Annotated in this window: 8 protein-coding genes; 7 read left to right on the top strand and 1 reads right to left on the bottom strand. The window is 72.8% G+C overall.

Annotation, left to right across the window (positions count from 1 at the left end):
* Window positions 1-79: 79 nt before the first annotated feature.
* Window positions 80-2,563 carry a PKD domain-containing protein gene (locus H958_RS46855; protein WP_196807581.1) on the top strand — a complete coding sequence of 828 codons (2,484 nt, stop codon included), beginning with the start codon at window positions 80-82 and terminating at the stop codon, window positions 2,561-2,563.
* 64 nt (window positions 2,564-2,627) lie between these two features.
* A complete protein-coding gene (locus H958_RS47875; protein ID WP_196807582.1) occupies window positions 2,628-4,028 on the top strand; it encodes a cupredoxin domain-containing protein in 1,401 nt (466 codons plus the stop codon).
* A gap of 101 nt (window positions 4,029-4,129) precedes the next feature.
* Here H958_RS47875 and H958_RS0126355 read toward each other — a convergent pair whose 3' ends face one another.
* Window positions 4,130-4,696, bottom strand: coding sequence for a hypothetical protein (locus H958_RS0126355; protein ID WP_156028294.1), 567 nt, complete (start codon window positions 4,694-4,696; stop codon window positions 4,130-4,132).
* Window positions 4,697-4,918: 222 nt separating this feature from the next.
* Between H958_RS0126355 and H958_RS40555 the strand changes: the two genes are divergently transcribed.
* From H958_RS40555 to H958_RS0126380, 5 genes are all read left to right on the top strand, one after another.
* Complete coding sequence (locus H958_RS40555) at window positions 4,919-8,329, top strand: ThuA domain-containing protein (protein WP_051324847.1); 3,411 nt, start codon at window positions 4,919-4,921, stop codon at window positions 8,327-8,329.
* 67 nt (window positions 8,330-8,396) lie between these two features.
* A complete protein-coding gene (locus tag H958_RS40560) occupies window positions 8,397-10,502 on the top strand; it encodes an MMPL family transporter (RefSeq protein ID WP_081686301.1) in 2,106 nt (701 codons plus the stop codon).
* Between the two features lie 123 nt (window positions 10,503-10,625).
* A complete protein-coding gene (locus H958_RS44100) occupies window positions 10,626-11,987 on the top strand; it encodes a cupredoxin domain-containing protein (protein ID WP_028060831.1) in 1,362 nt (453 codons plus the stop codon).
* The gene (locus tag H958_RS0126375) at window positions 11,987-13,444 is read left to right on the top strand and encodes a multicopper oxidase family protein (protein ID WP_037411479.1); all 1,458 of its coding nucleotides are present in this window, start codon (window positions 11,987-11,989) and stop codon (window positions 13,442-13,444) included. The genes H958_RS44100 and H958_RS0126375 overlap by 1 nt, the downstream gene beginning before the upstream one ends.
* Window positions 13,441-14,223 carry a cupredoxin domain-containing protein gene (locus H958_RS0126380; protein WP_028060833.1) on the top strand — a complete coding sequence of 261 codons (783 nt, stop codon included), beginning with the start codon at window positions 13,441-13,443 and terminating at the stop codon, window positions 14,221-14,223. Before H958_RS0126375 ends, H958_RS0126380 begins: the two co-directional genes overlap by 4 nt.
* Window positions 14,224-14,249: the final 26 nt, after the last annotated feature.

The raw sequence follows: 14,249 nt of genomic DNA on the forward strand, positions 1-14,249 counted from the left end.
GACTCGAAGATCTGGTGTACTGGGTAGACCTTCTGCATGGAGCCGGACCTAAGCATGGCGCTCGGTTACCGTGGGGCGCGTGTCCGCCGCCGCAGTGCTCGCCGTCGCGCTCGCCGGGCTGTCGCCGTGCTGCGACGCGCGCCGCCCGAGCCCGTCGATCGACGTCCGGCCGCCGGTGCCGCGTGCGGGCGCGCCCGCATGGTTGACGGCGGCGAGCCCAGGCCGCGGCGTGACCTACGCGTGGGACCTCGACGGCGACGGCGCGTTCGACGACGCGGCCGGTGCCGCCGTGGTCGCCCGGACGCGACTCGCCCGCGTACGGGTGACCGACGAGGACGGCCGGGCGGGGGTGGCGGAGCGTTCGCTCGCGGCCCACGAGGACGACGTGGCCCCGCACGTGGTGCTGCGCCTCCCGCATCCGTCACCGGCCTCGACGTCGCCGGTCGAGGCGCAGGTGTCCGCGACCGACGTGGACGGGCGCGTGACGCGGATCGAGAGCGACCTCGACGGCGACGGCGAGTACGAGCTCGCCGACGAGATCCCGCCGGGCGCCGCCGCCGAGGTCGAGCACGACTACCGCGATCCGGGCGCCGGACGCCAGACGCTCCACGTGCGCGCGATCGACGACGCGGGCGCGGCGACGGTCGTGTCGGCGGGGCTCGAGGTGCACGACGGCGACCTCGCGCCTTCGGCCACGCTGGACGCCGCGCCGGGCGCCGTCCGTCCAGGCGAGCCGGTGACGCTCGCCGCCCACGGCTTCGACCCTGAAGGTCCGGTCGCGGACTACGCGTTCGACCTCGACGGCGACGGCGCGTACGAGACCGACGCGAGCGGCACGCCGTCCGCGGTCGCGCGCTTCGGCGACGCGGGAAGCCACGAGGTCGGCGTCCGCGTCACCGACGAGGCCGGCAACAGCGCGGTCAGCCGGCGCACCGTGCGCGTGGCCGCGGACGGGCTGCCGGGAGCGAACCGCGCGCCCGCGCTCGAGCTCGCGGTGCCCAGCCGCGGCGTCCATCCGGGCGTGCCGGCGGACCTGCGCGCGACCGCCGGCGACCCGGACGGCGACCCGGTCGTGCTGGCCTGGGACGCGGACGGCGACGGCGCGTTCGACGACGGCGCGGGCACCGGATTGCGGTTCGCGTTCCCGTCGCCGGGGCTCTACCGCGTGCGGGTGCGGGCGACGGACGGACGCGGCGGCGAGGGGGTCGAGCTGGCGACCGTCGACGTCCGCGACGACGCCGGTGTCCAGCCGGTGGTCACGGCGCTCACCCTGCCGGCGGTCATCCGCGCGGGCCGGCCGGTGGACGTGTCGGCCGCCGCTGCGGACCCGGACGACGCCGCCGTGGCCCTGGACTACGACCTCGACGGGGACGGCGCGTTCGGGGATTCGCCGGCCGGCTGGACGTTCACGACGCCCGTCACGATCGCGGTCCGCGCGACGGACGCGTCCGGGCGCTCGGCGATCCGGACCGCGCACGTGCGGCCGGTCGCGTCCAACGTGGGCCCGGTGGTCGCGCTGCGGCCGGCCGACCTGGTCGCGGGCGCGCCGGTCACGGTGAGCGCCGAGGGGGCCGATCCGGACGGCGGGACGGTCGCGCTCGCGTGGGACGCCGACGGCGACGGCGAGTTCGACGACGGCGCGGGCGCCTCGCTCACGCTGCCGCCGCCTGTGACGGGAGCGCGCACGATCGCGGTGCGCGCGACCGACGATGATGGCGCGGCCGCTGTGGCGTCCCGCAGCGTGACCGTCGGGACCCGGCCGCCGGCCGCCTCGTTCACGATCGACGGCACGACCCTGAGGTCCACGGCCTCCGATCCGGACGGAGACGACCTCGCCGCCTTCTCCTGGGACCTCGACGACGACGGGACGTTCGGCGACGCCGCGGGCACGACCGCGACGGTGGCGGCGGGCGCGCACACGGTCGGTCTGAAGGTCACCGACGCCGGAGGAGACACCGGGATCGCGTACGCGCCAGTCGAGGCGGGCCTGGGCGAAGAGCCGTCGGCGACGCCGACCGCGACGGCGACAGCGACCGCGACGGCGACAGCGACGGCGACGGCGACGGCAGCGGCCACGCCTGAGCCGACCCCCGCGGCCACGGCGGTGCCGGCCGCGACCGCGTTCGCCACGGCGACGGGCGTTCCCGGCGCGACGGGGCCGCCGGCGCCGGTCGCTTCGCCCGATCGCGGCGCCTGGCCTCCTTCGCGCGATCGTGTCGCTCCGCGCGTCACGTTCCGCGTCGCGGCCGTCTCCCGCGCCCGTCTGCTGGCGCGGGGCTTCCCCGTGACGGTCGCGTGCTCGGAGCGGTGCCGGGCGATGGTCGTCGTCTCCGCCCGGTCGCGCGTGCTCGGACGGTCAGAGCGGCGGCTTCAGGCGCGCGGGACGGTCACCGTGCGGCTGTCCCCGAGCGGGCGGGCGCTCGTACGGCGGGCGCGTTCGCTGCGTGCGCGCGTCCGGCTCACCGCCCGCGACGACGCTGGAAATGCGGCCGTTTCGAGCCGTGCTCTGACACTGCGCGGTGAGCGGCAATGTTTTGACGCTGACAGCTGCAAAAGTCGTTGACTTGTGCCTGGACGCGGGATACCGTTCCGCTTGCGCGGTACTCACGTCCGGAGGAGGGGAAACGTTGGGTCTGAGGAAGAAGTACGTGCCATGGCTGGCGTGCGGGGTCGTATCGGCCGTCGGCATCCCGGCGCTGGCGCTGGGCGCCCCGGCGCCGGCTCTGGACGCGGCGCCTGCTACCGGCAGCATCGTCACCTTCGACAACGGCTTCTACGACGGCTCGGGGACGGACCACTCGGATTCGACCGTCGAGATCGCGGTCGGCGGGACCGTGACGTTCAGCTATCCGGCCGGTGGCGGCAGCGTCCATAACGTCGCGTTCGACTTCGAGAGCCCGAAGCCCTCCGCGTGCACGGTCACGCAGGGCACGCAGCTGCCGAACCCGCCGTATCCCGTCCCACCGGTCCCGCAGCTGCCGATGCGGTCTCCATGGGCCGGGCGCTGCACGTTCGGCGCGCCCGGCACGTACACGTTCTACTGCGAGGCGCACTCGTCGGAGATGCGGGGCACCGTCGTGGTGGTGGCGGACGCGACACCGACTCCGACTCCGACTCCGACTCCGACGGCGACGGCGACGCCGACGGCCACGCCGACGGCGACGCCGACGGCCACGCCCACGGCGACGCCGACGGCCACGCCCACGGCGACGCCGACGGCCACGCCCACGGCGACGCCCACCGCGACGCCGACCCCGACGGCCACGCCGACGGCGACTCCGACGGCCACGCCCACGGCGACGCCTACTCCGACCGCGACTCCGACCCCGACGCCCACGGCGACGCCGACGGCGACTCCGACGGCCACGCCCACGGCGACGCCGACCCCGACGCCCACGGCGACTCCGACCGCGACGCCGACGGCCACGCCGACCCCGACGGCCACGCCGACCGCCACCCCGACGGCCACGCCGACCGCGACGCCCACGGCGACCCCGACGCCGACTCCGACGGCCACGCCCACGGCGACCCCGACGGCCACGCCCACCGCAACGCCGACGGCCACCCCGACCCCGACCCCCGTCGACTCGGTCAGCAAGACGGGCCAGGTCTCCGGCTCGGTCAACCCGACGCTCTCGCTGAGCATCAGCGGCGCGGCCGGCTTCGGCTCGCTCACGGCCGGCCTGGCGCACGACTACGAGACCAGCGTCTCCGCGTCCGTGTCGAGCTCGGCGGCCGAGACGACGCTGAGCGTGACCGACACCAGCGCCACGGCGCCGGGCAAGCTCGTCAACGGCTCGTTCGCGCTCGAGACGCCGGTGCAGGTCGCCGCGACCAACGCCGCCAACCCGAGCACCGCGTTCGGGCCGCTGTCCGGCACGCCGCTGACGCTGCTGACCTACTCGGCGCCGATCGCCAACGACCCGGTGACGATCGCGCTCAAGCAGCCCGTCACCGCGCTGGAGCCGCTGCGCACCGGCAGCTACAGCAAGACGCTGACGTTCACCTTGTCCACCACGACGCCCTAGCGGGCACACCCGGCCGCGGCGGTCCGAGCGACCGCCGCGGCCAAGCAAGGATCGCGGCCCGCCTCGGCGGGCCGCTCCTCGTTCGGGGCGAGGCGAGCGCGCTAGCGCAGCTCGGCGGAGCGCGGACCGAAGATCCGCAGGCGGTCGAGCCCGCGCTCGGCGAACCCGCGATCGGTCACGAGGTAGTAGACCTCGCGCTTGCCCGGCGCGATCGCGTCCGGCGTGTCCGGCGCGACCGGGCACAGCTGCTTGCGCAGCCCCTCGTACGTGGCGCTGCCGGCGCCGTTGACCGGGAGCCACTCGTAGCGCAGCGCGTCGCACGCGAAGCGGCTCTCGACGCCCTGGCCGGTCGCGATCGCGTCCGCGCTCTTGGCGAAGCTGATCGTCCGGTCGCGGTCGGGCATCTGGCCCTTGGTGTTGTCGGCGGTGATCCGGTGGTAGTCGACCGCCGGGTAGTGGCGCGCCGAGCGCCACGCGTCGAGCTTCTTCAGCTCGGGATCCGAGGCCGGGTCGACGAACGTCTCGACCTCGAGCTTCATCCCCGTCTCCGTCTCACCGCGCACGATCTTGCCCTTGGCGGCAGGCGCCTCGCCTCCGCCACCGCACGCCGCGACCGAACCGGCGACCAGCGCGACCGCCGCGGCCGCGCGCACTTGCCCTCCCCGCATCCACTCTCCTCGATTTCGTGGCCGGACCTGACGAACCTTAAACCCGTCTCGTTAAGCCAAGAGGAAATGTCCGACTTCTGCCAATCTAAACGGCAAAAGGCGTTGACACCCTCACGAAAGCCAAATAGCATCCGCGCCGACATACGACGAAAGTCCAGGGTGCTCAGGGGCGCCGGGATTCTCATCGGCATTCACCGTTCGACCCGGAGGAGAGGGATGGGAGTGAGCGAGACGGTGTCTGACCCGCGCGGGCGGAGGCTACGCGCGGTCCGAGGCTTCCTCGGATTCATAGGGGCACTCGCGGCGACAGCCGCGATCGGCGTCGCGCCCGCTGCGGCGGACGCCGGGAAGGTGCTGGTCTTCACGTGGACCGCCGGCCAGGCGAATCCCGCGAGCGCGACCGCCGCCACGGCGATCCAGGCGCTCGGCAGCGCCAATGACTTCACGGTCGACGTGACCGCCGACGCGACGAAGATCGCGGCCGCCAACCTGGCGGGCTACCGCGCCGTCGTGTTCGTGAACTCGCAGGGCGACGCGCTCGACAACACCGAGCAGGCGGACCTGCAGTCCTACGTCGAAGGCGGCGGCGGCTTCGTCGGCATCGGCGAGACGGCCCTGCTGGAGCAGGGCAACGCGTTCTTCGACACGCTGATCGGCCTCACCGGCGCGAGCCGCACCGCGGGCGCCGCCGTGAGCGCCCAGGACGTCGAGTTCCTGGACCGCGTGCACCCCGCCACGCGCGCGCTGCCGCTGCTGCAGAAGGGCGTTTCGGACAACTTCTACGCCTGGACCAACAACCCGACGGGCCAGGTGCACACCGTCGCGCGCGTGCGCTTCAACACGATCCCCGACGGGACGTCGGTCACCAACGACGCGGTGACGCGCTTCTCGGGCATGACGGCCACGCTGCAGCCGCAGCTCGAGCGCGCCGTCTCGTGGTGCCGCGACATCCAGCAGGGCCGCTCCTTCTACACCGGCCTCGGCCAGACCACGGCCGGCTACGGCGACGTGCTCGGCAAGCACCTGCTCGGCGCGATCGAGTGGGCAGCCGGCATGGTCCGCGGCAACTGCAAGGCGACGATCAACTCCAACTACGCGCGCACGCGCCTGACGCCGCCGAACCCGAACCCCAACTCGAACGCGTACGTGGGCGAGATCGACGGCCTCTCGATGGCCAAGGACGGCCGCGTGTTCTACGCCGGCCGCGCAGTCTGCGACGAGGCGCGCTCGCCCGCGGCGGTCCAGTTCCGCGACTGGACGAATCCGCAGGTCGGCCTCGGCTGCGGCACGATCCACGTGTGGGATCCGCGCGTCGCGGGCTCCGACGACCAGAACGCGGCGAAGGTCTCCAAGGTCGCCGAGATGCCGGTGTTCGGCGCCAAGGGCTCCGGCAACGAGACCGGCCAGCAGTCCAAGGACGAGCAGGGCATCCTCGGCATCGCGCTCGATCCCGACTTCACCAACGGCCGGCCGTACATCTACGTCCAGTACCACCCGTACTACAAGGGCGAGCAGGGCAAGAACGAGGGCCCGGCCCTGGGCGAGGGCTTCGTCCGCAAGGACTACATGGCCGAGCGCCGCCTGTCGCGCTTCACGTACGACGACGCGACCAAGACGCTGGTCCCCGGCTCCGAGAGGATCATCCTGCACTGGATGACCCAGGTGTTCAGCTGCTGCCACCTGGGCGGCTCGATGGACTTCGACTCGCAGGGCAACCTGTACTTCGCCACCGGCGACAACACGGGCAACACCCCGAACTCCAACAACGGCGGCTACACCAACCCGAGCCCGGCCTACACGATCCCGTGCCCGGGCGGCGATCCCGCCACCTATGACGGCACCGGCTGCGGCGTCAAGGAGCCGTGCGCGGAGACCGGACCCGGCTCGGAGGCCCGCTGCGGCCACATCAGCTACGCCGACGCGCGCCAGACGTCGGGCAACACGAACGCCTACGAGGGCAAGCTGCTGCGGATCAAGCCGATGGCCGACCCGGGGGACACGCCTGGCATCGGCAAGACGTACACGATCCCCGGAGCGAATGCGCCCAACGGGCCGAACATGTTCCCGCCCGACAGCGACGCGGTGCTGCAGGGCAAGGCGAAGCCCGAGGTGTTCGCCATGGGCGTCCGCAACCTCTACTCGATCGACATCGACCCGAAGACCGACAAGGTCGCGGCCGCCTGGGTCGGCCCGGACCAGGGCACCAACAGCACCACCTGGGGTCCGGCCAAGACCGAGAACGCGGTCCTGATCGACTCGGCCGGCAACTACGGCTGGCCCTACTGCACCGGCGACCGGCTCGACTACCGCGCCAAGCTGCCCGCCACGACCGGCGGCGGCGCCGCGGCGCCGCTCGGCCATCCGGGCACGGTCGGCGGCGGGGCCGACGGCCAGACCGGCGGCTACTGGGACTGCCGCGGCCCGCTCCTCAACGACTCGCCGTACAACACCGGCCTGACGACGATCCCGGCGCCGCGCCCGACCAACATCTGGTACGGCCCGCAGGGTGGCTGCCACGACTACCCGCGCAACGCGAACGGCGTGCCGATCTACAACGGCACCAACACGGGCACCGGGCCGGACACGTTCCGCCGCTGCCCGTTCGCGTTCGGCGGCAGCCAGGCCCCGATGACCGCCGGCACGTATCGCAAGACGTCCGACAGCCCCGGCGCCTGGCCCGCCTACTGGGACGGCCGCTGGTTCCTGTCGGACTTCGCCGGCGCCAACAACATCCGCCACGCGCTGCTGATGGACCCGGCGACGGAGTTCACCGGCGGCCAGCCGATCGCGGCCGACTCGCTGTACGGGATCATCCCGACGAGCCTGTTCGGGCCCAACCGCACGATCGACCTCGACTTCGGTGCCGACGGGGCGTTGTACGTCGCGAGCTACAGCGGCAGCAACTTCTCGGTCAGCAACGCGAACACTGGGGTATGGCGCTTCACCTACACGGGCGGTCCCGACACCCCGGGCCCGGATCCGAAGGCGACGCCGAGCGCCACGTCGAGCCTCGTCAAGTACGACATCGGCAAGTCGGGCGGCGTGTCGTACAAATGGGCGTTCGACGACGGCGGGGCGGCGACCGGCGCGACCGCCGAGCACGCGTTCCGAAACGGCGGCTCGCACACGGCGACGCTGACCGTGACCTACGCAGACGGCCAGACCGCGAGCAAGACGGTGACGACCGAGGTCCCGCCGTCGACCTCGACCGACGTCTCGGGCACGGTCCCCCAGACGCTCTCGCTCTCGCTCGGCCCGAACGCCGGCTTCGGCGCCTTCGTCCTCGGCGTGCCGAACACCTACAACGCCAGCACCACGGCGACCGTGCTGTCCAGCGCGGGCGACGCGGCGCTGAGCGTCACCGACCCGTCATCGCAGGCCCCGGGCCATCTGGTCAACGGGACGTACGTGATGCCGCAGGCGCTGAAGGCGCGGGCGACCAACGCCGCGAACCCGGACACGGCGTTCGGCGACGTCTCGGGCACGCCGCGGCAGCTGCTGACCTACGCGGGTCCGATCACCAACGACGGCGTCTCGCTCCAGTTCCAGCAGACGGTCGGCTCGACCGACCCGCTGCGGACCGGGCCCTACGCGAAGACGCTGACGTTCACGCTCTCGACCACCAGTCCGTGAACCAGGCGGAGGCCGCGGCGGCCCGAACGGCCGCCGCGGTCCCGTTCGCCGGGATACTGCCGCGCTGATGCTCGGGAGGATCGCGGTGCTGGCGCTCGGGCGCCGGGCGAGATGGGTGACCGTCGGCGCGTGGCTGGCGCTGGCGGTCGCGCTCGCCGGGCTGCAGCCGAAGCTGCAGGCGCGCGCGGCGGACGAGAGCAAGACCTTCCTGACCCGCGGGGCCGACTCGACGCGCGTCAGCGACCTGCTCGACGAGCGCTTCCCCGAGGGCCGCGACTCGACCGCGGTGATCGCGTACGTCTCGCGCCGCGGGCAGGTCCTGCTCCACAGCCGTGAGATGGACGCGCACAACCAGGCGCTGTGCGCGGACCGGGCGCTGCCGGCGCTGAAGGGCGTCGGGGGCCCGGACGGGCCGGTGTGCGGCGAGCTCGGCCACGTGCTGGGGCCGGAGACGCCACCGTCGCCGATCTCCGACGACTTCCCCGAGAGCACGCTGCTGGTGACGGCGATCAACGGCCGCGACGACACGGACTCGGTCGCGCACGACGTCGCCGCGATGCGCGCCACGCTCCCCGGGCCCGCCGGGAACCCGCTCGCCAGCTACGTGACGGGCCCGGCCGGCTTCGACGCCGACCGCAGCGCGGCGGTCGAGGGCATCGACGGGAAGCTGCTGGCGATCACGATGGCGATGGTCGTCGCGCTGATGCTGCTGACCTACCGCTCGCCGCTGATCGCCGGGGTGATGCTCGGGGTCGTCGCGATCGCCTACGTGATCGCCACAGGCGCGATCTACGGCCTCGTGGCGGCGGGAGCCACGTCGGTCAGCGGCCAGTCCACGGCGATCCTGATCGTGCTGATGTTCGGCGCCGGGACGGACTACTGCCTGCTGATCGTCTCGCGCTATCGCGACGAGCTGCGGGGCGTCGACGACGTCGACGCGGCGCTGGCGCGCGCGGCGCGCCGGACCGGCCCGGCGATCCTCGCCTCGGGCGCGATCGTCGTCGCTTCCATGCTGGTGCTCGGCCTCGCCGGCTTCCGGGCGACGCGGGAGATGGGACCCATCCTCGCACTCGGCATCGTCGTGATGATGGCCTGCGGAGTGACGCTGCTGCCGGCGACGCTGGCGGTGCTGGGGCGACGCGCCTTCTGGCCGGCGAGGCCGCGCGCGGAGGGGTCAGGCCGCGGCTGGGCGCGCGTCGCGCAGCTGGTCGAGCGCCGCCCGCGGCTGCTCGTTGCCGTCTCGATCGCGCTGCTCGCGGCCGGCGCGCTCGGGAACCTGGAGGGCCGCGGCTACCTCGATCTGTCCGAGCAGTACCGCACCAAGCCCGAGGCCGTGGCCGGGCAGGAGCTCATCCGCCGGCGGTTCCCGGCGGGGCGCGTCGCGCCGCTCGACGTGCTGGCGTCGTCGGAGGTCAACATCGAGGTCCGCGACGCGCTCCGTCGCACGCCGGGGATCTCGTCGGCCGACACCGACTCGCAGTCCCGCGACGGAACGCTCGTCTCGCTCGAGGCGCTGCTCGACGTCGACCCGTTCTCCAAGCGCGCGATGGACCTGATCCCGCGCCTGCGCGAGGTGGCCAGGCGCGCTGCGGGCGGCCACGTCGCGCTGATCGGCGGGATCACCGCCGAGAACCACGACAACCTCGAGGCGCTGCGCACGGACGCGAAGCTGATCGTCCCGCTCGTCCTCGGGCTGATCTTCGTGGTCCTCGTGCTGCTGCTGCGTGCGATCGTCGCGCCGCTGTACGTGATCGCGACGGTGCTGCTGTCGTTCGCGTTCGCGCTCGGCGCGTCCTCGCTGGTCTTCACGCACGTCTTCGGCCAGCCGGACTCCGACCCGAACCTGCCGATCTTCGCGTTCATCTTCCTCGTCGCGCTCGGCGTCGACGACATCATCTTCCTGCTGACCCGCGTGCGCGAGGAGCACCGGCGTGGGCTCAGCACGCATGATGCTGTGCTCGCGGGCCTGCGCAGCACCGGCGGTGTGATCACCTCCGCGGGCCTGATCCTCGCGGGCACGTTCGCGGCGCTGATGGCGCTCGACCTCGAGGCGCTCTTCCAGGTCGGCTTCACCGTGGGGCTCGGGCTGCTGGTCGACGCGTTCCTCGTCCGGACCTTCCTGGTGCCGTCGCTCGCCGTCATGCTCGGCGAGCGCAATTGGTGGCCCGCCTGACATTTCGTCCCAGCATTTGTTGGGCGATAGGACGAATGAATTGACGTAGGTATTACGTACGAGCTACCGTTCCGTTCGGGTCAGGTCCCGGATTTATTCCGTCGAGGGGGAGAGTCGTTGGTCGTGAGGAGCAAGTGGCTGCCGTGGGTGGTGTGCGCCGTGATCGCGGCGGTGGGGTTCCCTGCGCTCGCGCAGGGAGAGGCGGAATCCGCCGCGAGCGCTCCGCCGCAGACCGGCAGCATCGTGGCGTTCGACACCGGCTTCCGCGACGGTTCGCAGTCCGATCCGGCCGACACGTCGGTGGAGATCGCCGCCGGGGGGACAGTGACGTTCAGCTACGCCACGGGAACGGGCACGCAGCCGCACAACGTCGCGTTCACCCCGGAGAGCCCCAAGCCCACGTGCGCGGTCACCGCGGGCGGTCCGCCGCCGCTGGACCCGGTGGCGTTCCCGATCCCGCCCGTCCCGCAGATCGCGTGGAATGCTCCCTGGACCGCGACGTGCGCATTCGCCGCGCCCGGCACCTACAGCTTCTACTGCACCGCGCACCCACAGCAGATGAAGGGCGCGATCGTCGTCGCGGACACGGCGACGCCGACGCCCACGCCGACGGCGACACCGACCGCGACTCCCACGGCGACCCCGACCGCAACGCCGACCGCGATTCCCACGGCGACCCCGACCGCAACGCCGACGGCGACCCCGACCGCCGCCGCGTCCGTCACCGCACGCGACCAGGCCTCGCCGGCCCGCAACTGGTTCGAGAACGGCGACGTCACGGTCAAGCCCGGCGACACCGTGCACTTCAGCTACCCCGCCGGCGCGACGTCGCACAACGTCGACTTCACCGGCGACGCCAAGCCCGTGTGCACGCAGACGGCCGGGCCGAACCTCGGCGCCGTGCCGCCGCTGCCCAAGTACGTCATGCCGCAGGGCTGGGCGGGCGACTGCCGGTTCGACAGCGCCGGCGTGTACGCCTTCGTCTGCGACGCCCACCGGACCGAGATGCACGGCACGGTCACCGTCGCCAACGCCGACGGGTCCATGCCCACGCCGACGCCGACCCCGACGCCGGCCGTGCAGGCGAGCGCCTCACCGGAGCCGCCGCCGGTCCGCGACGGCACGCCGGCGCCGAAGCCGAAGGCCTGGGCGGCGCTCGAGAGGCCGGCGGGCTCGAAGACGACGCTCCCGATCCTGCTCGCGGGCAAGCTCAAGCTCACGGCGCGCTGCGCCTCGCTGGGCAAGGGCACGCTCACGCTGACCGTGTCCAAGGCGGTCGCGAAGAAGCTCAAGCTCAAGGGCGCCGCGCTGGCGAGCGGGACCGCGCGCTGCAACGGCAACGGCCGGTTCACCGCGACGTTGAAGCCGACCGCCGCGGCCAAGCGCGCGCTCAAGCGCTACCGCAAGCGCGTCGCGGCGACGGTCACCCTGCGCGCCGGCGGCGTGACGACCAAGCGGGCGCTCACGCTCGCGGCGGCGCGGTGATGGCCGTCACGCGCCGGAAGGCGCTGAGCCAGGGGTTCAGCGGCGTCTTCCTCGTCTGCTCGTTCGCCGCCGACAAGCGCTCGCGCCCCGTCACGGGCACGGCCACCAGCGCCTGGGCGCGCGCCTCCGCCGCCGGGCCGTTCGAGCCGTTCCAGCGCGACGTCCCGCTGCTGCCGGTCGCCAGGCCGGTCGAGCAGACGAAGTCGCTGCAGAAGTACATCTCCGAGATGAAGCCGGGCACGGCGAGCATCCTGCCCGGCCTGACGACGCCGATCCTCGGCTACTACGGCATGTATCCAGGCCCGACGTTCCGCGCGACCCGCGGGCGCGCGGTCGAGGTCCGCCAGATCAATCGCAGCGGGCGCGACCTCAACGTGCACCTGCACGGCGGCGTGACCCAGCCGCAGTTCGACGGGCATCCGCACGACGCCGTGCCGGACGGGACCGAGCGGCTGTATCACTACTCCAACGTGCAGCACTCGGCGACGCTCTGGTACCACGACCACGCGCACGGCGAGACCGCCAAGACGCTGTTCGCGGGGCTTGCCGCGTTCTACATCGTCGAGGACCCCGAGGAAGACGACGCGCTGGAGCTGCCGCGGGGCGATTACGACGTCCCGCTGATGATTCAGGACCGGGCGTTCAATGCCGACGGCACGTTCCGCTATCGAGTCGACATCGACCGCGGCTTCCGCGGCGACACGCTGCTCGTCAACGGCGCGATCGCGCCGCGCATGAAGGTCGAGCGCCGGCTGTACCGGCTGCGCCTGCTCAACTCGTCCAACGCGCGCCCGTACGAGTTCGTCCTCGGCAACGGGCGCGAAGTGATCCAGATCAGCTCCGACGGCGGGCTGCTGCCCAAGCCGGTGCGGCGCACGAGCATCTCGCTGCAGCCGGCCGAGCGCGTCGACGTGGTCGTCGACTTCCGCCAGTTCGGCGTCGGCTCGGAGGTGATCCTGCACAACACGGTGGGGGAGGCGACGACGTCGGCGGTCATGCGCTTCGACGTCGTCAAGGGCGGGGCGGAGGAGGCGCGCGTGCCGAAGGTGCTGCGCGAGCTCGAGCCGCTGCCGCCGGTCAACGCCCAGCGCAGCTTCCCGCTGACGTTCAACGGCCTCGGCCGCGCGCAGTGGCAGATCGCCGGCGCGGGCTTCGACGATGAGCGCATCGACTGCCGCCCCCGGCTCGGCTCCTCGGAGCTGTGGACGTTCACGAACAACTCCGAGCGCACGCACCCGATGCACACGCACGGGCACTTCTTCCGCGTCGTCTCGATCGAGGGCAAGCCGCCGCAACCCGGGGATGCGGCGTGGAAGGACACGATCCCGGTGCTCCCGCACCAGACGGTCGTGATCCGGCCGAACTTCGACTACTACACCGGCCGCTACGTGTTCCACTGCCACGCCGCCGAGCACGGCGACATGTCGATGATGGGCCAGATGGAGGTCGTCGCATGATCCGCGCCGCCTGCCTCTGCGCGCTCGTCCTCACGGTCCTCGCGCCGGTCGCGTCGGCGGCGACCCGGCCGATCCAGGCCACCGACGCCGGCGGGCGCAGCTACTGGTTCAAGAACGCCGTTGCGGCGCAGGTGGGCGACACGATCGAGTGGCGGTTGCGCCAGCCCGGCAACCCGATCGCCGCGTCGCACGACGTGTGGCTGATCAAGCCGGGGGAGACGACCGGGACGCAGCTCGCGTACGCGGGGCCGAGCGACGGCGCGACGGCGGTCGTCGACCAGCCCGGCGTCTATCGCTTCTACTGCTCGGTCCACGACGGGCTCTCGCCCAACGGCATGAACGGGACGATCACGGTCGGAACGGACGATCCAGGCCCGGTCGAGGATCCCGGCCAGCCCTGGACGGTGCCGGATACCAGCCCTGCGCCCGCCGGGCCCGCGGCCGCGTTCAACACCTCGGTCGCGCCGCCCGTCTTCGAGCTCGGCGACACGAAGCGGCCGGAGGTCCAGGTGCTGTCGGTGTCGGGCGTGCGCCGCGGCGCCCGCGTGCGTGTGCGGACGTCGGAGGCGGGGACGCTCACCGCCAAGCTCAAGCTCGGCTCGCGGACGATCGCGACCGCGCGGGTTAAGGCGCCCAGGCCGGGGGACCGCTTCCTCACCGTGCGGGCGCGGGCCCGCGTGCACCTCACGACACGACGGGCTCGCGTCCAGGTGGTGGCGACCGACGCGGCCCTGCTCGACTCGCGGTCGGACTCCACGTGGGTGTGGCTCGGCGACTGAGCTTTTGACTGACTCTATCCCGGCTT

It is taken from the genome of Candidatus Solirubrobacter pratensis (assembly GCF_000425945.1).
GTDB classification, from domain to species: domain Bacteria; phylum Actinomycetota; class Thermoleophilia; order Solirubrobacterales; family Solirubrobacteraceae; genus Solirubrobacter; species Solirubrobacter pratensis.

Coding starts and splice junctions, on each gene's coding strand:
- H958_RS0126375 (WP_037411479.1), top strand. CDS start 11,987: ATGGCCGTCACGCGCCGGAAGGCGCTGAGCCAGGGGTTCAGCGGCGTC.
- H958_RS0126355 (WP_156028294.1), bottom strand. CDS start 4,696: ATGCGGGGAGGGCAAGTGCGCGCGGCCGCGGCGGTCGCGCTGGTCGCC.
- H958_RS40560 (WP_081686301.1), top strand. CDS start 8,397: ATGCTCGGGAGGATCGCGGTGCTGGCGCTCGGGCGCCGGGCGAGATGG.
- H958_RS0126380 (WP_028060833.1), top strand. CDS start 13,441: ATGATCCGCGCCGCCTGCCTCTGCGCGCTCGTCCTCACGGTCCTCGCG.